This is a genomic window from Bradyrhizobium sp. SZCCHNRI3043 (genome assembly GCF_032377735.1).
Classification (GTDB): Bacteria; Pseudomonadota; Alphaproteobacteria; order Rhizobiales; family Xanthobacteraceae; genus Bradyrhizobium.
The window spans coordinates 704,160-726,298 of sequence record NZ_JAUHID010000001.1; the positions used below are offsets into that span (position 1 = coordinate 704,160).

Sequence of the window (22,139 nt, forward strand, 5' to 3'; positions counted from 1 at the left end):
TTTGCGTTTGCCGATGTCGAGGGACGGCGATCAGCTCACGCGCTTCCAGGTCTGGCCGCCGCAGAACAGGCCGCCGAAGGCGCAGCCCTGGACCCGCAGGGTGTTCGGGCTCTTGAGCACGACGGTGGAGTCGTAATTGCCGCCGCCGTCCGGATCGTGGATGCGGCCGACCCATTTGCTGTCCTTCGGCTTCATGTTGATCAGGATCTTCTCGCGCGTCTTCTCGGCAAAGCCGCAGATGTTGGCGCCGCACGGCTCGATCACGACGTTGCCCTTGCCGCCCTCGGTGGCCCACAGGCCGAGCGGCGAGTTCGGATCGGCCGCCGGCGCCGGGGCGGGCTGAACTGCGGCAGGCGCCGCGGCGACGGTGACCGGCGCGGGTGCCGGAGCAGGCTGGGGAGCAGGCGCGGTCGCCGCGACCGGTGCCGGCGGCACCGGCATCTGCCCCGTCGTGGATGGCGCGACGGAAGCGGGCGCTGCGGGGGGGGGCGCGGCCACGGCTGGCGCGGCGGCGACGGGCGCTGGCGCATTCACGACCGGCGCAGCAGGCGCCGCGGCGGCGGGAGCCGGAGCGCTGGCCGCAGGCGCGCTGCTCGCCGGCGCATCATCGTCGAGCTTGGACGATGTCAGCCCGCTGAGGTCGATGCCGGACACCTGCAGGCAGGACAGCGACTGGCAGTTGCGCGGCACGGTGACGCGGATCTTGTGTCCGTCGAAATTGAACGCGATCGAGCTGCCGGCCTGCGCGGCGCTGCTCGCGATCAGAACGGCTGCTGCGGCCAGAAAGACGGTCTTCATGGATGAGCTCCCTCGGGACGGCGTCGTGAACCTGAGGGACCTGTTAAACGCGGGCGCCGGCGCGATCTGTGACAGAGATCACAGCCGACGGATGCGCGTCTGAAGACGACAACTCCGCGCGGGAAGGTGGGCGATGGCACGCCGCCGGCCGACAGCCGCCCGTCGATTGATCGAGATCGGATCTCAGCGATCAGATCATCCCGACGACGATGGCGCCGACGAATGCAAACACGATATACGTGACCACCATGCTCAGCCGATCGGCAGGGCTCATGGGACGGCTCCCGTTTTCGTATCTCTCGTGCGCGTCGCTTCTGACGCAGGCGTTCCGCGGAGCGCGCGCCACACATATCCGATCGGCATCGGCAAAAATGACAGCGCGGTTGTCGCTTCCCCGTAAATGGACTGCCTTTCACGTCACAATGGTTTGCGCGCCGTAAATGGACGGCATTGACAGGTCCTTAAGCAAATTGCCGCAAACCTCTGCATATGACGCGCGGAGTTCGTTTGTATCTCGTCGGCTCCATCGTCCTTGTCTCGCTTGCGGGTTGCGGCCGTGGATTCTTCCAGGAGCGCGAGCCGTGGCGGGCCGAGGCCGAGATCGCCTGCCTGAAATCGGGCGCGGTGAAGGAGAGCGCGGATATCGTCCGCATCAATCCGATCTCCGGCCCCGGCATGTGCGGCGCCGACTATCCGCTGAAGGTGGCAGCGCTCGGCGAAGCGACCACGAGCTATGGCTTCGCCGATGAAAGCCTGCGTCCACCGGCCGCGATCGGCGGCCAGCCGCGCTGGCCGATCAACCAGCCGCCGCAACGCTACGCCCCGCCCGCGACCTATCAGCCGCAGGCCGCGCCGCAGCCGGCCTATCCCGCGTCGAGCGCGGCCTATCCGAATTCCGCATCGCCGTCCTATGGCGCTCCTCCCGGCGCGCCACTGCAGCTCGAGCCGCCGGTCGGCGAGGACGACGTCGATCAGCCGGCCGACGCGGCCTATTCGCCCTATCGCGGTCAGCCGGCCGCTCGCACCGCCTATCCGCCGCAGGAACCGCCGCCGCGGCTCGGACCGTCGCGCGATCCGGTCGGCACCGTCGGCCCGGTCGCGGTGAAGCCGACCGCGACGCTCGCCTGTCCGATCGTCTCGGCGCTTGACCGCTGGCTTGCGGAATCGGTGCAGCCGGCGGCCCAGCGCTGGTTCGGCACCAAGGTCGTCGAGATCAAGCAGATCTCGGCCTATTCCTGCCGCGGCATGAACGGCAATCCGAGCGCGCATATTTCCGAGCATGCCTTCGGCAACGCGCTCGACATCGCCGCCTTCACGCTCGCCGACGGCCGTCGCATCAGCGTCAAGGATGGCTGGATCGGCCTGCCGGAGGAGCAGGGCTTTCTGCGCGACATCCAGGGGGGCGCCTGCCAGCAGTTCACCACCGTGCTGGCGCCGGGCTCCAACGTCTATCACTACGACCACATCCATGTGGACCTGATGCGCCGCGCCAGCCGCCGCCTGATCTGCCAGCCGGCCGCGCAGTCCGGCGAGGCGGTGGCGGCGCGCGCGCAGCAGCGGCGTTATGGCTATGGCCAGCGCGAACCCGACGTGACCAGCTCGATCCCGTCGCGCAAGCAGCCGCGCAGCATCGGCCAGCTGATCAACGAGGAAGACGAATTCCGGGACTATTGAGAGGAGCGAATAGGGAATAGCGAGTAGCGAATCGGGATCGGGACGATCGCCCGGTCGCCATTCGCCATTCGCTCGCGCCTGTGCGCGGCTGTGGATTTCTCCCGCCGTCAGCCGCGCGTGAAGGCACTCTGTCCCGCCGCGAAACGGAAACGCCGATGTCACGCGCTGCGCATTAGGAGTCCGTTGACCAGTTTTGCCGTCCGCCATTGGCCGACACTAGACCTGCCACAGTCGCCAGGAACAAGGCGCGCGGGGTTCTGGTTGCTGCCGGATTGGGAGAGGCGGAGATGGTATCGTATCGCATCAAGGCGATTGGCTCGGGCTTCGAGGTCGGCACCGCCGAGCAGGCCGTGCTGGTCTGCCGCTCGCTGAAGACGGCACGTCGCGCCGTCGCCGATGCGCAGCGTCTGGAGCGGATGCCGCCGAAGCCGATTCCCTGGCGCACGCCGCCGCAGAGTGAGACGTCGGCTGGCGGAGCGGACGATGCCGCGCGCAGCGAGGATACCGACATCGAGGTTCTCGTCGTGTCGGATGGCCCGCCTCTGTGCTGCTGACTAACCGGCGCGGAAGCGGCAGAACTGGAACTGCTGCGTCGAGTCCCATGGCGTGCGATGCGCCTCGGTGCAACTGTCCTCCAGCGTGAAAGCAGGACCCAGCGTTGCGGCCAGGCTGTGGGCGTCGTAGCGGACGACCGGCAGTCCGCTGCACCTCTCCGGACCATCGGGCGCGAACGTGCCGATGATGACGGCCCCGCCGGGCACCACCGCCGCGCGCAGGCGGTCGACGTAGGCGGCGCGGTCCTCAGGCGCGGTGAGGAAATGGAAGGCGGCCCGGTCGTGCCAGACGTCGTAGCGCGCGTCCGGCGTCCAGGTGGTGACGTCGGAGGCGATCCACGTGACCCCGGCTGCCGCCGCGCCGAGCCTGCGGCGCGCCGTCGCCAGTGCCGCATCGGAGATGTCGAGCACGGCGAGCGCGCTGTAGCCGGCCGCGAGCAGCGCATCGACCAGCCGTGAGGCGCCGCCGCCGATATCGATGATCCGCGATGTCGGCGTCGCGCCGGCCTCGCGGATCAGCCGCAGCGAGGTCGCCGGATCGTCCTGGTACCAGCTGACCTCGGTCTCGGCCTTGGTGGTGTAGACGTTCTGCCAATGGGTGGTGCGGTCGGACATGGTTTCGGTCCCGAGGAGAGGCACACATTATAGCACGCGACGGCTCGAACTCTTGCCCAGGCGGTGGTGGGCTCCCCTCCCCCTTGCGGGGAGGGGTCGGGGGTGGGGGTCCCCACGCGCTGAACGAGGTGAGATCCCCACCATCTGTCGAGAATTCATGGGGTGCGTAATGCGACACGCAACGAAGCGTCGTGCCTGGGCGCGCTGGCTCTCATCAACGGCGGGACCCGTGAATACCAACCCCTCCCCGCAAGGGGAGGGGAGCGCACCGCCTGCGCGGCGATAGCGTGCGTTGAACGAGCTGCCGGAACGGTCATGCCGCTACGACGATCAAGTCCTCAAAACGTCCCCGCCACCGTCACCCGGAACGTCAGCGGCTCGATCGGGTGCAGCACGCGGTCCATGACGCCGGTCTGGCAGACCTGCGCCGGAACCGGCGTCGCGGGCGGCGACACATAGCAGTCCTTGTAGAGCTGGTCGGTCGGCAGCAGCGAGCCGTAACCGTAGGAGATCTGGCTGGCCTTGGTGTTGAGCAGGTTCAGCACGTCGAGCTGGATGCGCCAGCCATTGGCGTCGCGGAAGCCGATGCGGCCGTTGAACACGCTGGTCGCGGTCGAGCGGAAATAGTTGTCCTCGGTCAGCGGCGTCGATCCGAGATAGCGCCAGCGCAATCCGCCGAACCAGCCGGTCTTCTCGCCGAGCGTGATGCCGGCCGAGGCGATCATCGACGGCGCGTTCGGGATGGAGTTGCCCGGTGCATTGCCAAGCTGTGCCTGGGGGTAGCCGGCGAGCGAGGTGTAGACCGCCGCCTGGTCGGTGTTGTCGCCGACGAAGCGGGCATGCGTCATCGCCAGATCGGCATCGATGTCGATCCACGACGCCGGCCGGTAATGGTTGGTCAGCTCGAAGCCGTAGCGCCGGCTCGGCCGGCTCGCCTCGGTGTCGCCGGCATCGCCGGAGAACAGGATCTCGGAATCCTGGTTGAGCATGAACACGCTCAGCGACGAGTCGAGTCCCGGAATGATGCGCGTGCGCACGCCGACCTCGGCGCCCTTGGTGCGGACGAGAAGCGGCGAGGAGGCGAGCTTGTTGGTCGGATCGGCCGGATCCTCGGTGGTGGTCGCGCCGCGGGCATCGTTGCTGTGCATGCCATAGCCGGCGCCGACGAAGAACTCGGTCTTGTTGAACGGCCCGATCTCCATCCTGAATTTCGGGCTGCCGAGGCTGGCTGCGGCATCGCCGGTGTTGTTGCCGTTCGTCAGCGAATACACGTGGGTCTGATAATAGTCGCCGCGATAGCCGACCGTGGTGCGCAGCCAGTCGGTCCAGCGCACCGTGTTTTCGACATAGAGCCCGACGCTGCCTTCGCCGACCTTGTCGGCGCGAACGACGCCGGTGTTGTTGGCATCGATGTCGGAGAGCAGCACCCGCTGACGGGTGTTGGTCAAGGCGAGCGCGATGCCGTCATAGCGCGTCTGGACGCCGACGGTCGTCTCCACCGGGCGCCCGGCAAGGCTGCCGTCGAAGGTGCGCGACGCGTTGGCCCCGACCATCAGCCGGTCGTCGTGCTGGTGGAACTGGTCGCCATTGACGGGGTCGCGGAGCGCATAGGTGAAGTTGTTGTAGAGATCGAGCTGGCTCTTCACCACATAGGCGTTGGCCTTCCACGAGCCGGCATCGTCTGACCCGGCGATGCGGCCGGACAGCGCGAAGCGGTTGGTCTTGCCGCCGTCGGTCGGATCGACCGCATCGTAGCGGCCGAGATATCCGGAGGTGATGGCGCGCTCCGGCACCTGGTCGGTCGAGGTCCAGCGGTTCGCATAGGCCATGCCGGTGATCGAGAAGCCGTCGGTCGCGGTGCCCTGCGAATACCGCATCAGGCCGTTCAGCTTCTTGGCATCATCGGGCGCGGTCCACGGTCCGTCATAGCGGCCCGCCTCGCCGGCAATCAGCAGATGGCCTTCGCCGACATGCACCGAGTCCATGCCGAAGAAGCGGCGATAGCCGAAACTGCCCGCCGTCATCTGCATGATCGCCTTCGGCACGCTGTCGACCAGGCCGATATGGACGCTGCCGACCGAGGCGAAGTCGCCTTCGTCGGCGAAATAGGGCCCCTTGCGCACGTCGAGGCGGCCGATCGTCTCCGGCATCAGCCAGTTGAGATCGGCATAGCCCTGGCCATGGGCATGGGTGCGCATGTTGACCGGCACATCGTCGACGAAGAGCGCGAGATCGGTGCCGTGGTCGAGATTGTAGCCGCGCAGGAAATACTGGTTGGCTTTGCCCTCGCCCGAGTGCTGCGTGACGATCAGGCCGGGCACCGCTTCGAGCACCTCGCCGGGCCGCGTGGCCGGGCGGGCGTTGATCTCCTCGCCGGATATCACGACCTCGCTCGCCATGCCCTGCGGCCGCGCCGGGCCGGAGCCGACATTGGGCGCGCCGGACGGTGCAGCCGCGGCCGTGGCGGCCGGCGTCGCATGCGTCGCCGTACCGGCGGCGGCCGGCTTCGGCCGCCGTGCCTCACGCCGGACCTGCGGCTTCGGCTTGGCCGTGCGTCGGGGAGCATCCACGTCGACCGTCGGCAGCTCGGCGGCGGCCCGTTCCGGATGGGCGTGTGCCTGCTGCGCCAATGCCGCCATCAGCACGCCAACACTCGCCCCACGCCACCGCATCGTCACGCCCCTAGAGCTCGCCACAGGGCATGCATCTTCAACTGCCGCGCGCCTTCGTTGGCCCGCGTCATGCTCGCTTGGATCGCCCTACTGTCGAATGTTAAAGAACGCTAAGGTGACACCGGTATGATGTCAACGTGAATACATCATACTCATGCGGTGGATAGGCGCTTGCCGCGCAGCTCGAGGAGACGGACATGCAGCGCCTGACGATCACGATCGACGACGATCTGCTCGCCGAGGTCGACGCCTTCATGGCCCGGCGCGGCTACGACAATCGTTCGGAGGCGTTTCGCGATCTGCTGCGCAGCGGCTTAGAGACGGCTGACGCCGGCGCCAGCGACAGCCGGCACTGCATCGCGACGCTCAGCTACGTCTACGACCACGCCGCGCGCGAGCTGCCGAAGCGCCTCACCCAGGAGGCGCACGACCATTCCGGCCTCGCCCAGGCGACCCTGCACGTGCACATCGACCAGGAGAGCTGCCTCGAGGTCACCGTGCTCAAGGGCGAGCGGCGCGAGGTCAAGGCGTTCGCCGACCACGTCATCGCCGAGCGCGGCGTCCGCCACGGCCACGTCGCGATGATGCCGGTCGAGGCGGCGCAGGATCACGGGCATGCGCATTCGCATAGCCACGCCCATAGTCACAGCCATTCACATTCCCACACGACCAAGAGCGGGAAGAAGTAGAGCAGAAAGAGATTTGGCACACTGCCGGCCAAATCCTCCGATGTCATGCCCGCCCCCCGGGTCTCGCCTTTGGCGAGCCCGAGGGCAGGCTCCGGCGGGCATCCAGTACGCCGTGACGTCGCGTGTCATCACAGCCCGCCGCGGAATACTGGATCGCCCGGTCGAGCCGGGCGACGACAGTTGAGGTTTTGGCGCGGAGCCTGCCTACTCTCTGTCAATGCGAGGCGCTCTTGCGCCGAAGCAATCCAGACTCTTCCCGCGCCTCTGATTGCTTCGCTTGTGTTGGCGACAGGGTAGTACGTGATGCGTCGCGCGGTGCCCACCAACCCGCTTTCTCGTGCGCGGAGCGATGGTGGGCACGCGACCGACCTGCAGGCGGCTACTTTGCCCACCCTACAACTGATGTTTCCGACACCCATCAGATGGCCCGCACGGCTGCGTGTGACATCGTCGGGGCTGCGTCGAGCAACTGCTCCGAGCGCTCCCAGAGCCGGCGGGCTAGCGCCCGGTCATGCGCCTGCGGATGCCGTCGGCGAAACACCTAGCGCCTGGTCCGACCGGGACAATGGCAGATAGCGTCAATCCTAGATTCACCATTGGCCACGTGCGGATGCGGCGCGGACGATTTTGCCGGGCCGAGAGATCATAAAGGCGCTACGGTTGTGACCATGAGCAGCGGCATCCCGACAGGCAAGACTTACCTTGGATTCTGTCTACTATGGACCGGCGTGATCTGCGTCGGTGGGCCGCTCTGCTTTGCGACTCTAGCGGCTGGTCACGTGATTTCTGGCGTCACTGCAATTCTGCTCGCTGGTTATGCGTTTTTCCGACACAGCAGATCGATTGGCCGACGCGCCAAGCGAGCAATTCGTCGACCCTCGTCGGAGCTGAGGCGCATTTTGGACCAGCAGCGAGACGTTGTTGGCGACGACAGTTCTCGTTAAGCAGCGGCTTAGTCAACAGTCTCAGCTATTGACCCAGAGCGGGCTTGATCAATATTGAAGCTAGCTCGTTACATATCCTCAAACGACGGGGTGCTAGGGCAGAGCATGGAATTCCTGGGAGCATGGATCGCGTCACATCTAATCGGCGAGTCCGATGATTGGATGCCGCGAACGCTGTTGGGCTGGACCAGAGTTGCGCTTCTTGCCGGCCTGATTGGGCAGTTCATTTACCTGATCCACGCATGCATCGCGTTGTCAGTCCCGGCGATCCTTTGGTTAAGTCTCCCGGCAAACGTTTTGGCGCTGGTTGTCGTCCGTCGCGCTCTGCGGTGGCGGTACCCCGTCTAGCAGCATGACTGACGAACTGGCGTCGGCTAGTGGCCCTTCTCGGACTTTAGGCTCCGGCCGGCTGTCCAGTTCAGGCAGGTGCATCGGTTTTGGAAGGGTGGGCGGCGCCGTTGCATCGTCCCCCGCGGCTGCAGCGGAGCAAGGCGCCGTTTGTCCACCCTGCGCGCCTTGCATCGTCCACGTCATTGCAAGGCGCCCTTGCGCCGACGTGTCCGCCGAAGCCGATCGGGCGTAGGCGGAAGCAATCCAGACCGTTGGTGCGGCCCCTGGATCGCGTCGCTTCGGTCGCGATGACGCCGCACTGCTGCTGTCATGCGCTTTAAAGTCTATGTGCGCGCAAAAACTAAATTTGTCAGTCCGCTCAAGCTGATTTGCCCTGTCCAGTCCCTCGCGCAAAAATTTTCATCTTCCATTTTTCCGAATTTCATGGTTGTCTACCCCCATCCCGCCTCGATCGAAGAGGGACGTTTCGCGGTCGTCACGAGCGTTGGAGGCGGGGAGCGGTGGCCTGTCGGCGCGCAGCGCGCTTATCGCGAGCGGACGAACGCGATCGGCAGGACGATGAAGTCGTATGGTCCTGGCGCCCCGATGCTGGCGTCAAGTTCGCAGCAGATGCTCGCGCATCTGCGCGGGCGACGGTGGCTACAAGCCCGGACACCGGGGAGATTACGTATAAATCGTAAGCCCATCGCGCGGGGAGGGCCGGGTGTGTTCGGCCAGACCTGTGGTACCTGCCGCCTGCATTTTTTTTGAGCAGGCGGGCCACGGGCGCGGCCAGCGCCCGGCCTTCCCTGCACCCTCCGATCGATCCGAGGGTGATCCGAACGCAAAGCTCGGGCGTCACCAGCCGCGAGAAGGAGAGCGCATGTCTTATGCTGGCATATCTCGGGCTGACATGTCTTGCGCCGATATCTGTTGTGCCGACATCGCCGCGCGCATCGCTGCGGTCAGCGGCGTCTCAACTCTTGATGCCGTAGGTCGCGAGGAACATGCGGACGGCGCTCGCCACCACTTTGTGTACCTCGTCGGGCGAGGGGGCGGGGGCTCCCTGAAAGATGAAGGGCAGGAACAGCGTGGCCTGGCACATCAGCTGGAATTGCGATGCGGCGAGGTGGCAGTCGTCGATGGCGAGCTCCCCGGCATCGACGCGCGCCTGCAGATAGGCGGCGAGCCGGCCGATCGTGCCCTCGATGACGCAATCATAGTAGCGCCGCCCCACCTCCGGCATGCGTTCGGCAATCGCCATCACGGTGCGGATCGCCGATCCGCCGCCGGGGCGGCAGACGACCGCGATCCAGGCGGTGCCGAATTCGTACAGCACGGTTGCGGCGTCGCGGGCGGGATCGAAGCTGAAGTTCGAGGCGCCCCGATGCACGGTCTCCTCCGCGACGATCGCCTCGAACAGGCGGAATTTGTCGGCGAAGTAGACGTAGAGGGTACCCTTGGAGACGCCGGCCACGCGCGCGATCTCGCCCATGCTGGCGCCGTCGAAGCCCATGTCCATGAACACCTTGCGGGCGCCTTCGAGGATTTGCCGGCGCTTCGAGGAATCGTCGTCCGACGTCGCTTGGGTGGTATTGTGGTCCGCCTCAATCATTGGTTTAGGCTGTTCCCGAAGATTTGGCCGGCGCCAACGTCACCAAGGCATCCGCGCGGATATGTTGCGATAGCGAAGATGTATATTGACCGAACGGTTCGGTCAATGGTAGATGTGGATTGACCGTACGGTTCGGTCGGGATTTTCGGGGCCTGAGCGGCCCCGCTGTCATGGGTGGGAGTCTCTGATGGCCGCTGCGAGAGATCAGGCTGTACGGGCGCGCCGTCCGGACGCCGAGGAAGCGTCGAAACAGCCGAGCGCTGAGTCGGTCCGGCCGCAGCCCAGCGACATGGCGCAGCGCAAGCCGGCTGATGCCAAGCCGGCTGAGCTGAAGGCAGACGTCAGCACCGAGGCGCCATCCGAACGGCCCGCGCCGGCCGGCGCTCCTGCCGCAGCGAAGCCGCAAGCCGCGCCCGCCGCCGCGCCGAAATCCGGCAAGCGCAAGCGCGTGCTCGCCAGCATCGGCGTGCTGCTCGCGCTCGCCGCCGCCAGCTATGCCACGCACTATTATCTGGTCGGCCGCTTCATGGTTTCGACCGACGATTCCTATGTCCGCGCCAACAACACCATGCTGGGCGCGCGCGTCTCCGGGCACATCCAGGAGATCGTGCCGCGGGACAATTCGGTGGTCCGCAAGGGCGACGTGATCTTCCGCATCGATGACGGCGACTACAAGATCGCAGTCGACGCCGCGCGCAGCAAGATCGCCACCCAGGAGGCGACCATCGCGCGCATCGGCCGCCAGGTCGCCGCGCAGCAGAGCGCCGTCGAGCAGGCGCAGGCCAATCTCACCTCATCCGAAGCCGCGATGAAGCGCGCCGGGCTCGACTATGAGCGCCAGCAGGCGCTGAGCAGCAAGGGTTTTGCCTCGCATGCGACCTTCGAGCAGTCGGAAGCCACGCGCGATCAGGGCATGGCCGGGGTGCGCGCAGCGCGCGCCGCGTTCGACGCCGCCCGCGACAATGTCGAGGTGACGAAGGCGCAGCAGGTCGAGGCCCAGGCGCAGCTCGCCGAGCTCAAGACCTCGCTCGCCAAGGCCGAGCGCGATCTCGAATTTGCCACCGTGCGCGCGCCGGTCGACGGCACCTTCTCCAACCGCCTCGTCAACACCGGCGATTTCGTCGCGGTCGGCCAGCGGCTCGGCAACGTCGTGCCGCTCGACGACGTGTTCATCGACGCCAACTTCAAGGAAACCCAGCTCAAGCGTATCCGTCCGGGCCAGCCGGTGACCATCAAGGTTGATGCTTACGGCGCGCGCGGCTTCAAGGGCGTGGTCGACAGCATCTCGCCGGCCGCGGGTTCGGTGTTCACCCTGCTGCCACCGGACAACGCGACCGGCAACTTCACCAAGATCGTGCAGCGCCTGCCGGTGCGCATCCGCGTGCCGAAGGACGTGGCGCGGCAGAACCTCTTGCGCGCCGGCATGTCGGTCTACGTCACGGTGGACACCACCGACGGCGCCAAGGATGCCGACAGTGACGGAGATCTCGACGCGCCGGCGACGGTGCAGGGGAAGTAGCAAGTTGATCTAACCGGCGCGATTGCATTCGCTGTCGCGTCATCGGAAGTCAGCTCCCTCCCCCCTTGCGGGGAGGGTTGGGGTGGGGGGTCTCCGGGCGAGACCGCCGTTGGGGACCCCCACCCCCGACCCCTCCCCGCCTAGCGAAGCTCCGCTTCGCGCGGGGGAGGGGAGCGCACCTGTGACGCGGCGCGGTCATCGACTCCAGCGGACTCATTAGACCATGGCCACCGCCACCACAGCCAATCCCACCATGAGCGCACCGGCGGCGCCGTCGGACCGCATCGCGCCGCGGCGGCTGATCGCGTTCCTGATCATGGTGTTCGGCATGTTCATGTCGATCCTGGACATCCAGATCGTGTCGGCGTCGCTCAGCGAGATCCAGGCCGGACTGTCGGCGAGCTCCAGCGAAGTGTCCTGGGTGCAGACCGCCTATCTGATTGCCGAGGTGATCGCGATTCCCTTGTCCGGCTTTCTGTCGCGCGCGCTCGGCACGCGGCTGTTGTTCGCGATCTCGGCCGCGGGATTCACCATCTCCAGCTTCCTGTGCGGCTTCGCGTCCTCGATCGAGCAGATGATCGTATGGCGCGCGCTCCAGGGCTTTCTCGGCGCCGGCATGATCCCGACCGTGTTCGCCTCGGCCTACACGGTGTTCCCGCGCTCCAAGTTCAACGTCGTCGGCCCGATCATCGGGCTCGTCGCCACCCTTGCGCCGACGGTCGGCCCGACGGTCGGCGGCTACATTACCGACGCGATGTCCTGGCATTGGCTGTTCTTCGTCAACATCCCGCCGGGCATCCTCATCACGGTCGGCGTGCTCGCCTTGGTCGATTTCGACGAGCCGCATTTCGAGCTGCTCGACCGCTTCGACTGGTGGGGCCTGCTGTTCATGGCCGGATTCCTCGGCTCACTCGAATACGTGCTGGAGGAAGGGCCGCAATATGAGTGGCTGCAGGACACGTCGGTGGCGATCTTCGCCGCGGTCTGCGCCGTCTCGGCGGTGTGCTTCTTCTGGCGCGTGCTGACGGTCGACGAGCCGATCGTCGACCTCTATGCGTTCGGCGACCGCAACTTCACGGTCGGCTGCCTGCTGCAGTTCTGCATCGGCATCGGCCTCTACGGCCTGACCTACATCTATCCGCGCTATCTCGCCGAGGTGCGCGGCTACAGCGCGCTGATGATCGGCGAGACGATGTTCGTGTCGGGCGTGACCATGTTCCTGATGGCGCCCGTGGTCGGCCGGCTGATGGTGAAGATCGACATGCGCCTGATCATCGCCTTCGGCCTCGTCATCTTCGCCATCGGCTCCTACCAGATGACCGGGATCACCCGCGACTACGATTTCTGGGAGCTGTTCGTGCCGCAGGTGCTGCGTGGCGTCGGCATGATGTGCGCGATGGTGCCGACCAACAACATCGCGCTCGGCACTCTGGCGCCGGACCGCGTCAAGAACGCTTCGGGCCTGTTCAACCTGATGCGCAATCTCGGTGGCGCGGTCGGACTCGCCGTGATCAACCAGGTGCTGAACGACCGCACCGACCTGCACATTTCGCGCCTGCACGAGCGGGTGACCTGGGGCAATGCGACCGCGGTCGAGACCCTCAACATGCTGCAGCAGAAGCTGCAGGGCATGGGCGATTCCGCGCTGATGGCGATGAAGCAGCTCTCGCAGATCGTGCACCGGCAGGCCGTGGTGATGGGCTATGGCGATGCCTTCTTCATGCTGACCTGCTTCTACATTGCGCTCAGCTTCATGGTCATGCTGCTCAACAAGCCGAGCTCGCCGATGGCGGGCGGCGGCGACGCACATTGACGTGAGCGGCTCCTGCGCGCGCCGCGGGTTGCCAAATCATACCGTCGATGGTATGGAACAAGAATTGTCGCTCGAACCGGGGAGATTTGCATGACCACATCGCATCTGCAGATCGCATGCACCCGCTCGATGCCTGTTCTGGTGTTCGGCCGCTCGCTTTGAGCACCATCGCTTAACTTCCCAACGCCTGATTCCTCATCCGCAGACCGCGCGCCGCGTCGCGTCTGCACTATTTGGAGCCGGCCCGGCGCGACGAGCGCGGCCGGATGATGCCATGACCGTCGACGTCTCCGGCCTGAAGGCCGACAAGCGTCCCGCCGCGATCCGCGTCGTGATCCCGTTCGTGACCCGCCACTGGCTGAAGCAGCCACGCATGACGCTCGGCATTGCGTGCGCGCTGCTCGGCGCCACCGCTGCCGATCTGTTCATGCCGCTGTTCTCTGGCCGGCTGGTCGATGCGCTCACTCTGGGCCCAGGCAATGCCGATGCACGGCACAGCGCGCTGGTGGCGTTCGCCGCCATCGTAGCCCTCGGCTTCGCCTCGATCGTGCTGCGATTGTCGGGCCTGCAACTGATCGTGCCGTTCACCCTGCGCATCATGTCCGACGTGGCGCGCGACGCATTCGTACGCGTGCAGCGCTTCTCGACCGACTGGCACGCCAACAGCTTCGCCGGCTCCACGGTGCGCAAGATCACCCGGGGCATGTGGGCGCTCGACCTCTACAACGACACCATCCTGCTGGCGCTGCTGCCGTCGCTGTCGGTGCTGCTGGGCTCGATGGTGCTGCTCGGGCTGCACTGGGGCGCGCTGGGCGGAGTGATCGCGATCGGCGCAGTGCTGTATGTCGCGATGACCGTCGTGTTCTCGACCCGCTACATCGCCCCGGCCGCGCGCATCTCCAATGCCTGGGACACCAAGGTCGGCGGCACGCTGGCCGACGCGTTGAGCTGCAACGCGGTGGTGAAGTCGTTCGGCGCCGAGGCGCGTGAGGACGGTCGGCTGATGCGCGTCGTCAGCCGCTGGTCCCGGCGGGTCAATCGCACGTGGCTGCGCTACAACACCACGGCTGCGGTGCAGCTCGGCGTGCTCTTGTGCCTGCGCTCCTCGGTGATCGGCGGCGCCGTGCTGCTGTGGATGGCAGGCAAGGCCTCGCCGGGCGACGTCACTTATGTGCTCACCAGCTATTACGTGATCCATGCCTATCTGCGCGACGTCGGCATGCACATCAACAACCTGCAGCGGGCGGTCAACGACATGGACGAGCTGGTGGCGATCCATGGCGAGCCGATCGGCATCGTCGATGCGGCGAACGCGAAGCCGATCGCGGTGACCGGCGGGCACATCGTGTTCGATGCGGTGACGTTCCACTATGGCGGCCATCGCAGCTCCCTCTACGACAGGCTGTCGGTGGACATCCGGCCGGGCGAGCGGATCGGGCTGGTCGGGCGCTCGGGCTCCGGCAAGACGACCTTCGTCAAGCTGGTGCAGCGGCTCTACGACGTCAGCGGCGGCCGCATCATGATCGACGGCCAGGACATCGCGCACGCCAAGCAGGACTCGCTGCGCAGCCAGATCGCGATCGTGCAGCAGGAGCCGATCCTGTTCCACCGCTCGCTGGCCGAGAACATCGCCTATGGCCGGCCCGGCGCCAGCCAGGCCGAGATCGAGCAGGCGGCGCGGCTCGCCAACGCGCATGAGTTCATCACGCGCCTGCCCAAGGGCTACGGCACGCTGGTCGGCGAGCGCGGCGTCAAGCTGTCGGGCGGCGAGCGGCAGCGAGTGGCGCTGGCGCGGGCGTTCCTGGCGGACGCGCGCGTGCTGATCCTGGATGAGGCGACGTCGAGCCTCGATTCGGAATCGGAGGCGCTGATCCAGGAGGCGATGGAGCGGCTGATGAAGGGCAGGACGGCGATCGTGATCGCGCATCGTCTGGCGACCGTGCGCAGTCTCGACCGCATCCTGGTGTTCGATCGCGGCCGCATCGTCGAGCAGGGCAGCCACGCCGCGCTGGTCGGCAGACCCGGCGGGCTCTACCGCAGCCTGTTCGAGCGCCAGGCCACCGAGTTCGGCCAGCTCTCGGCGGCTGGTTAACAAAAATGGTGAGGGGCCCGGCGCTGTCGGCGCCGAGCCCCTCATGAACATATCAGCCGGCCTGTAAGCCGGGTTCTGTAGGGCACCGTGATGCTTGCGCATGACGATACGTGACGGCCATTCCTCTGGGATCGCGCTTGCGCGCGACCTCGGGCAACCTACCCGGACGGCGAGCCTGACATCGCTCCCGCGGACGTCATCGCCTTGGCATCATCTGCCTTGGCGATTGTCTCCGCGTGGCCATCCCTATTCGGTTTTGCTCCCGGTGGGGTTTACCATGCCGGTTCCGTTGCCGGCCCCGCGGTGCGCTCTTACCGCACCTTTTCACCCTTACTGCCTCCCTCGCGGGAGGAAGCGGTTCGTTCTCTGTGGCACTATCCCTGGGGTCGCCCCCGCCGGACGTTATCCGGCACCGCATGTCGATGGAGCCCGGACTTTCCTCCCCGGCGGCCTTTCGGCACCTGCCGGAGCGGCCGTCCGGCCGACTGATGCAGCTTGAATGGGGCTTCTCGACCAGCACGTCAAGCCATCGCCATGCCGGCGGAAAATATTATCCTTCGCGTGTCGTTCCGCGTCGACGCCGTTCGACTGGATGTCGGCGATCCAGCCGAAGAGAGGAGCAAGTCCGATGCAGTATCTGTTGATGATCTACCTGAATGAGGCCGAATACGCGAAGATCGAGAAGGAGGCTGAAGGCAAGATGCTGGCGGAGTACCAGACGTTCACCCAATCGATCATCTCGAGCGGCAATTACAAGGGCGGTGACCGGCTGCAGCCGACCTCGACGTCGACGACCGTGCGGGTGCGCGACGGCAAGATCCTCGCCACGGACGGTCCGTTCGCCGAGACCCGAGAGCAGCTCGGCGGCTACTACATGATCGAGGCCAAGAATCTCGACGAGGCGATCGGGATTGCCGCGCGTATTCCCGGCGCCCGTTTCGGCTCGATCGAGGTGCGGCCGGTCTGGCAGTACAATCATTGAGACCGGTGCGGCTCGCTGCCGAGAAGGTCACCGATGACGCCTGATGCGATCGACAAGGTGTTCCGCGATGAGGCCGGCCGCGCACTCGCGACCTTGATCCGGCTCGTCGGTGACTTCGATCTGGCTGAGGACGTGCTGCAGGATGCGTTCGCTGCGGCGCTGCTCAAATGGCGGGGGTCCGACGCCCCCGCCAACCCGCGGGCGTGGCTGGTCAACGTCGCCCGCAACAAGGCGATCGACCGGATCCGGCGGCGGAGCAATTTTCGCGACAAGGAGGCGGAGATCGTTCATGCGATCGAGCGTGACGCCGCCAACGACGACGCGGACGCGCCGGCCGATCTCGACGATGACATGCTGCGGCTGATCTTCACCTGCTGCCATCCGTCGTTCGCGCCGGAGGTCCAGGTGGCGCTGACGCTGCGCACGGTCTGCGGCCTCACCACCGCCGAGGTCGCCCGCGCCTTTGTCGCCGGTGAGGAGGCGATGGCGCAGCGCCTCGTGCGCGCCAAGCAGAAGATCCGCCTCGCCGGCATTCCCTATGAGGTGCCGGGACGCGACGCGCTCGAGGAGCGGCTGCGCGGCGTCCTGACCGTGATCTATCTGGTGTTCACGGAGGGCTATCTCGCGACCTCAGGCACCGAGCTGATTCGCGAAGATCTCGCGCGTGAGGCGATCCGGCTGGGTCGCCTGCTGCTTGGCTTGATGCCGGAGGCGCGCGACATCAAGGGCCTGCTCGCGTTGATGCTGCTGCACGATGCGCGGCGCGCCGGCCGAACCAATGCGGCGGGCGACATCGTCCTGCTGGAGGAACAGGACCGCGCGCTGTGGAATCGCGAGCAGATCGCCGAAGGGCTGGGGCTGGTCGAACAGGCCCTGGGCATGAAGGGGCTCCCGCAGCCCTATACGGTCCAGGCGGCGATTGCCGCGCTTCATGCTCAGGCCTCCAGCTACGCTGAAACGGATTGGCGGCAGATCGTGGGGCTCTACGAGGTTCTGCTGCGGATCGCGCCATCGCCCGTGATCGAGCTCAATCATGCAGCCGCCGTATCGATGGTCGATGGCCCGGCGCGGGCACTGGCGCTGGTCGATGCGCTGGCCGCGCGCGGCGGATTGAAGCAGTACGATCTTCTACCGGCGGTGCGGGCGGACCTCTTGCGGCGACTCGGTCGGCGCGACGCGGCACGCACCGCCTACCGCGAGGCGAGCGGGGCCACGCAGCTCGCGCCGCTCAGGCGTCTCTATGCTCGCCGGCTGGGGGAGCTCGATGTGGAGGCCTGACGTGTCAGACGCGCGGCGCCTGATCCTCGGCAGGCAGGCTCGTCAGCAGCGCATGCAACGTCCACAAGGTCGAGCGGTCGGCGATGCCGTCGATCTTTTCGGGGCGGAAGTGCCGTTGGAACGCGGTGACGACATCCATGGTGATGCCGTCGAATTTACCCGTGATCGGCACGCCATAGCCGTATTTGGCGAGCGCCTTCTGCAAGCCCTTGACGTCATCGCCGATGCTGCCGAGCTTCAGCGTCTCGCCCTTGGTGATCGCCGCCGGCTGCACCCAGTGGCCCACGCCCGAATTCGCCAGCGAATGCCACGGGAATTTCTCGCCGGGATCCTTCTTGCGCGCGGGCGCCACGTCGGAATGCCCGAGCACGCGATGCGCCGGCACATTGCGGCGAAGCATGATTCCTCGGCACAGCGCGATGACCGCCGCGATTTGCCGCGGTGGGAAATCCGGATAGCCCCAATCGTGGCCGCGATTGACGATCTCGACACCGATCGAGCAGGAATTGATGTCCTCGTCGCCGCCCCAGGACGAGAGACCCGCGTGCCAAGCGCGGAAGGCCTCCGGTACGCACTGGACGATGCGTCCGTCCTCAAGCACGACGTAATGGGCGGACACCTCGCTGCCGGCGGTGCAAAGCTTGGTGATCGCCCCTTCGACATCCGGCATTCCGGTGTAATGAAGAATGATCATGTCCGGCTGGCGCCCACCCTTGCGCTCGCCGAAATTGGCCGACGGGATCACGTCGGAGGCGATCGACGAGTCCGGCGTGAAGACCGGCAGGTCGGAAACGCCCTTGGGGATCGGCAGCGCACGGGGACGCTTCGATTCCGGCTTGTCGGATGGATTTGGCATGAACGACTCGAAGCGGACGGCGGCGGCGATGGCTCAAACCGAATATGGGCAGGCACTACTCTTTTACATGTCCCAGCCGCAATCGAAATCGCATGCGAGCCCTCGCTATTGAGCGGACCGTTGTATGGCGATTGCCAGTCCGCCGAACGGCGCGACGGCGTGCAGGACGAACGGTCTACCGGGCAGCTCCGCCTCGCGGTCCAAGTGCCCAACATCCGCCACAGACCGTCAACTGTTTGTTAACGCTAAACGCCGTTACTGAGTGGTGAAGAGCCAAGCCGGCTTTCGGGACGGCAAGCCGCCACGATGCAAGGTCCTGCACGGCAGATCACGATCGAAAGCGGTTCCGGGGCGCTCCGGCGCCGCGCGATCGCTGTCGGATCGAGGGTCTCGACAAGGCCGGATCGTGCCGCTGATGTCGGGACGGCTCGACGGATGACCGACCGTCCCGGGAGATGGCTTGGCGAATTGACGGGCGCGAGGATCGAAGGCGCGATGGGCTCGCTGCCGAACAAAGTCAGTCTGAAGCAACGGCGCGCTTGCGGAGCGGCCGCGTGAGCACGGCTGACCAGCGACACGTCCCGGTGCTCGGCCCCGAAGCGGTCGAGATGCTGGCGCCGCGCGCCGGCGGAACCTATGTCGATGCGACCTTTGGCGCGGGTGGCTATACGCGCCTGATCCTGGCGACGGCGGGAACACGGGTGATCGGGATCGATCGCGACAGCACCGCAATCGCCGGCGGCGCGAGTCTCCTCGCCGAAGCGGGCGGTCGCCTGACACTGGTCGAGAACCGCTTCTCGGCATTGGCCGACATCTGTGCATCGCAAGGCCTCACACATGTCGACGGCGTCGTGATGGATGTCGGCGTATCCTCGATGCAGCTCGACTCCGCCGCGCGAGGCTTCTCGTTCAGGTTCGACGGCCCGCTCGACATGCGGATGGGCGGCACGGGGCCGACGGCTGCCGATGTCGTTGCGCACGCTGCCGAGCGCGATCTGGCCGACGTCATCTACATCTTTGGCGAGGAGCGGCACTCCCGCGCCGTGGCGCGGGCCATCGTCGCCGCGCGCAAGGAGCAGCCGATCACGACGACGCGGCAGCTCGCCGACATCGTCGCGCGCGTGGTGAGATCGAAGCCTGGCGACATCCATCCGGCGACGCGCACGTTCCAGGCGTTGCGCATTCTCGTCAACGAGGAGCTGGACGAGCTCGAACAGGCGCTGGCGGCAGCGGAGCGCGTGCTGGCGCCGGGCGGCCGCCTCGCGATCGTCTCGTTCCATTCGCTCGAGGACCGCATCGTCAAGACGTTCCTGGCCGAGCGCAGCAGGACTGGCGGCGGCTCCCGCCATCGGCCCGAGGTGGCCCAGGAGGCACCCAGCTTCCAGCTGCTCAACCGCAAGCCGGTGGTGGCCGCGGAGACCGAGACCGAAGCCAATCCCCGGGCACGCTCCGCCAAGCTGCGCGGCGCCGAACGCACGGCCGCGCCGGCGCACGCCTCGGCATCATCATCCCCCTGGCCGCGCCTGGCCGACGTCCTGCGAGGAGGGTGACCGATGCGCCTCCTGCACCTCGTCGTGATCTGCTCGCTGATCTTCGCGGCGGCCTATGTCTATCGCATCAAGATGGACTCGACGGCACGGGTCGAGCGCGTGCTGCAATTGCGCGCTGAGATCCGCGAGCAGCGCGAGGCCATCGCAGTGTTGCGCGCGGAATGGGCCAAGCTCGACGCGCCGCTGCGGCTGCAAGGGCTGGTCGAACGGCATCTGCCGCTGAAGCCGCTCAACGCCACACAATACGACAGCCTGAAGAATCTGCCGGAGCGGCCGCCGCGATTTGCGCGACCGGACAATCCGGATCCGATCGGATCGATGATCGATGCGATCGACGCGATCAACGAAGAGCCCCCCGTGACCGGATCGGTGCGTCGCCCGGAGGATCAGCAATGAGCGATCAGCGTCGGCCTCACGTCAAGCCGCAGGAGCCCTGGCGGCAGCGACTGGTGCGCACGCTGCTGTATGGGCGCGATGTCGATCGCACTGCGAAGGCGCGCGTGCGCGTCGGCCTCGCGATCGTCGCCTTTGCCGCGGTCTACGCGATCATCGGCGGCCGCCTCGTGATGTTCGCGATCGGCTCGGATGGTCCGAGCGCGCGGCGTGCCGCGCAGCAGGACGCCATCGCCACCGCGCGGCCCGACATCGTCGACCGCAACGGTGCCGTTCTCGCCACCGACGTCAAGACGCCGAGCCTGTTCGCCGAGCCGCGCCGCCTCATCGACAAGGACGAGGCGATCGAGCTTCTGACGGCGACCTTGCCGGATCTCGATACGGGCGAGGTCCGCGACCGACTGCTGTCGCGCAAGGGCTTCGTCTGGTTGAAGCGCGAGATGACACCGAAGCAGCAGCAGGACATTCATCGCCTCGGCCTGCCGGGCATCGGCTTCCTGCGCGAGAACAAGCGCGTCTATCCGACCGGCAACGAGGTGGCCCATCTGATCGGCCTGGTGAACATCGACAACCAGGGCATCGCCGGTATGGAGAAGTGGCTCGACAATCAGGGCCTCGCCGACCTCCATCGTGCCGGCTTCGCCACCGATCGCCTGCAGCGCCCGATCGAGCTCTCGGTCGATCTGCGCGTCGAGCACGCGCTGCGCGATGAGCTGCTCAAGTCCAAGGACAAGTTCAAGGCCAAGGCGGCTTCCGGTCTCGTCGTCAATGTCAGGACCGGCGAGATCATCGCCATGGTCTCGCTGCCGGATTTTGATCCGAACAACCCGAAGGAAGCGCACGATCCCGATCGGATCAACCGCCTCACCACGGGCGTGTACGAAATGGGTTCGACCTTCAAGGCCTTCACCCTGGCGATGGCGCTCGACAGCGGCAAGTATGATCTCAACTCGCTGTGGGATGCGCGCGGACCGCTGCACTACGGCAAGTTTACGATTCACGACGACGAACCAAAGGGCCGCTTCCTCAACATGCGGGAAGTGTTCTACTTCTCGTCCAACGTCGGTGCTGCCAGGATCGCGTTGGCGCAGGGCGTGGACGCGCACAAGGCGTTCCTGCGCAAGATGGGCCAGTTCGACCGGTTGCGCACCGAGTTGCCGGAGAGCGCCTCGCCGATCCTGCCCAAGCGCTGGGCCGAGTTGAACACGGTCACGATCGCGTTCGGTCACGGCATGGCGGTGGCACCGCTGCAGGGCGTGATGGGTGTCAGCGCGCTGGTCAATGGTGGCTATCTGATCCCGCCGACTTTCATGAAGCGCACCGAGGCAGAGGCGATGCAGGTCGCCAAGCGCGTGATCAAGCCGGAGACCTCGGAGAAGATGCGCTACCTGATGCGTCTGAACGCCGAGGTCGGCACCGCGCGCAAGGCCGACGTGAAGGGCTATTACATCGGCGGCAAGACCGGCACCGCCGAGAAGGTCATCAACGGCCGCTACGCCAAGAAGAAGGTGCTGACCCTCTTCACCGCCGTGATCCCGGCAGACAAGCCAAAATACCAGCTCCTGATCATGCTGGACGAGCCGCAGTCATTGAAGGAAACCTATGGCTTCATCACCTCCGGCTGGAATGCCGCGCCGACGGCTGGTGCCGTGATCTCCCGGATCGGGCCGCTGCTGGGAATCGAGCCCCGCTTCGACCTGCCGCCGTCCGACCGCCAAATTCTTGCAGCATCGCGGCTGACACAGTAAGCCGTCGTCGAATCGCG

General features: G+C 66.3%; 17 protein-coding genes and 1 other RNA gene. 12 read left to right on the top strand and 6 right to left on the bottom strand.

Annotation, left to right across the window (positions count from 1 at the left end):
- Positions 1–30: 30 nt before the first annotated feature.
- Entirely contained in the window at positions 31–798 is a 768-nt protein-coding gene (locus QX124_RS03305) for a DUF2147 domain-containing protein (RefSeq protein WP_315796256.1), read from the bottom strand.
- Between the two features lie 489 nt (positions 799–1,287).
- Between QX124_RS03305 and QX124_RS03310 the strand changes: the two genes are divergently transcribed.
- Positions 1,288–2,472, top strand: coding sequence for an extensin family protein (locus QX124_RS03310; protein ID WP_315796257.1), 1,185 nt, complete (start codon positions 1,288–1,290; stop codon positions 2,470–2,472).
- A 287-nt stretch (positions 2,473–2,759) separates the two neighbouring features.
- The gene (locus QX124_RS03315; RefSeq protein ID WP_315796259.1) at positions 2,760–3,026 is read left to right on the top strand and encodes a hypothetical protein; all 267 of its coding nucleotides are present in this window, start codon (positions 2,760–2,762) and stop codon (positions 3,024–3,026) included.
- Here QX124_RS03315 and QX124_RS03320 read toward each other — a convergent pair whose 3' ends face one another.
- Both QX124_RS03320 and QX124_RS03325 read right to left on the bottom strand, forming a co-directional pair.
- Positions 3,027–3,641, bottom strand: a complete 615-nt coding sequence (locus QX124_RS03320; protein ID WP_315796261.1) for a class I SAM-dependent methyltransferase — start codon at positions 3,639–3,641, stop codon at positions 3,027–3,029.
- Between the two features lie 338 nt (positions 3,642–3,979).
- A complete protein-coding gene (locus QX124_RS03325) occupies positions 3,980–6,313 on the bottom strand; it encodes a TonB-dependent receptor (RefSeq protein WP_315796262.1) in 2,334 nt (777 codons plus the stop codon).
- Between the two features lie 197 nt (positions 6,314–6,510).
- Here QX124_RS03325 and nikR point away from each other — a divergent pair, with 197 nt between their 5' ends.
- Entirely contained in the window at positions 6,511–7,002 is a 492-nt protein-coding gene (gene nikR / locus QX124_RS03330; protein ID WP_315796264.1) for a nickel-responsive transcriptional regulator NikR, read from the top strand.
- A gap of 1,604 nt (positions 7,003–8,606) precedes the next feature.
- Positions 8,607–9,047: a hypothetical protein gene (locus QX124_RS03335; RefSeq protein WP_315796265.1), complete on the top strand. Its 441-nt coding sequence runs from the start codon at positions 8,607–8,609 to the stop codon at positions 9,045–9,047.
- 205 nt (positions 9,048–9,252) lie between these two features.
- Here QX124_RS03335 and QX124_RS03340 read toward each other — a convergent pair whose 3' ends face one another.
- Positions 9,253–9,891, bottom strand: a complete 639-nt coding sequence (locus QX124_RS03340; RefSeq protein WP_315771377.1) for a TetR/AcrR family transcriptional regulator — start codon at positions 9,889–9,891, stop codon at positions 9,253–9,255.
- 187 nt (positions 9,892–10,078) lie between these two features.
- Between QX124_RS03340 and QX124_RS03345 the strand changes: the two genes are divergently transcribed.
- The 3 genes from QX124_RS03345 (at position 10,079) to QX124_RS03355 (ending at position 15,315) form a co-directional block, all read left to right on the top strand.
- Positions 10,079–11,410, top strand: a complete 1,332-nt coding sequence (locus QX124_RS03345) for an HlyD family secretion protein (RefSeq protein ID WP_315771379.1) — start codon at positions 10,079–10,081, stop codon at positions 11,408–11,410.
- 223 nt (positions 11,411–11,633) lie between these two features.
- Positions 11,634–13,223: a DHA2 family efflux MFS transporter permease subunit gene (locus QX124_RS03350; protein WP_315771381.1), complete on the top strand. Its 1,590-nt coding sequence runs from the start codon at positions 11,634–11,636 to the stop codon at positions 13,221–13,223.
- 274 nt (positions 13,224–13,497) lie between these two features.
- Positions 13,498–15,315, top strand: a complete 1,818-nt coding sequence (locus tag QX124_RS03355) for an ABC transporter ATP-binding protein (protein WP_315796267.1) — start codon at positions 13,498–13,500, stop codon at positions 15,313–15,315.
- 48 nt (positions 15,316–15,363) lie between these two features.
- On the opposite strand, the gene rnpB is transcribed toward QX124_RS03355, so the two are convergent.
- Positions 15,364–15,804: RNase P RNA component class A (gene rnpB, locus QX124_RS03360), an RNA gene on the bottom strand.
- 139 nt (positions 15,805–15,943) lie between these two features.
- Between rnpB and QX124_RS03365 the strand changes: the two genes are divergently transcribed.
- Positions 15,944–16,297 carry a YciI family protein gene (locus QX124_RS03365; protein WP_315796269.1) on the top strand — a complete coding sequence of 118 codons (354 nt, stop codon included), beginning with the start codon at positions 15,944–15,946 and terminating at the stop codon, positions 16,295–16,297.
- 33 nt (positions 16,298–16,330) lie between these two features.
- Positions 16,331–17,575: an RNA polymerase sigma factor gene (locus tag QX124_RS03370; RefSeq protein WP_315796270.1), complete on the top strand. Its 1,245-nt coding sequence runs from the start codon at positions 16,331–16,333 to the stop codon at positions 17,573–17,575.
- A gap of 4 nt (positions 17,576–17,579) precedes the next feature.
- Here QX124_RS03370 and QX124_RS03375 read toward each other — a convergent pair whose 3' ends face one another.
- Complete coding sequence (locus QX124_RS03375; RefSeq protein ID WP_315736768.1) at positions 17,580–18,431, bottom strand: N-acetylmuramoyl-L-alanine amidase; 852 nt, start codon at positions 18,429–18,431, stop codon at positions 17,580–17,582.
- Between the two features lie 554 nt (positions 18,432–18,985).
- Here QX124_RS03375 and rsmH point away from each other — a divergent pair.
- Genes rsmH through QX124_RS03390 form a run of 3 tightly spaced genes read left to right on the top strand, consistent with a single transcriptional unit; the run spans position 18,986 to position 22,122 of the window.
- Entirely contained in the window at positions 18,986–19,981 is a 996-nt protein-coding gene (gene rsmH, locus QX124_RS03380; RefSeq protein ID WP_315736770.1) for a 16S rRNA (cytosine(1402)-N(4))-methyltransferase RsmH, read from the top strand.
- 3 nt (positions 19,982–19,984) lie between these two features.
- The gene (locus QX124_RS03385) at positions 19,985–20,377 is read left to right on the top strand and encodes a hypothetical protein (RefSeq protein WP_315713444.1); all 393 of its coding nucleotides are present in this window, start codon (positions 19,985–19,987) and stop codon (positions 20,375–20,377) included.
- The gene (locus QX124_RS03390; protein WP_315736771.1) at positions 20,374–22,122 is read left to right on the top strand and encodes a penicillin-binding protein 2; all 1,749 of its coding nucleotides are present in this window, start codon (positions 20,374–20,376) and stop codon (positions 22,120–22,122) included. Before QX124_RS03385 ends, QX124_RS03390 begins: the two co-directional genes overlap by 4 nt.
- Positions 22,123–22,139: the final 17 nt, after the last annotated feature.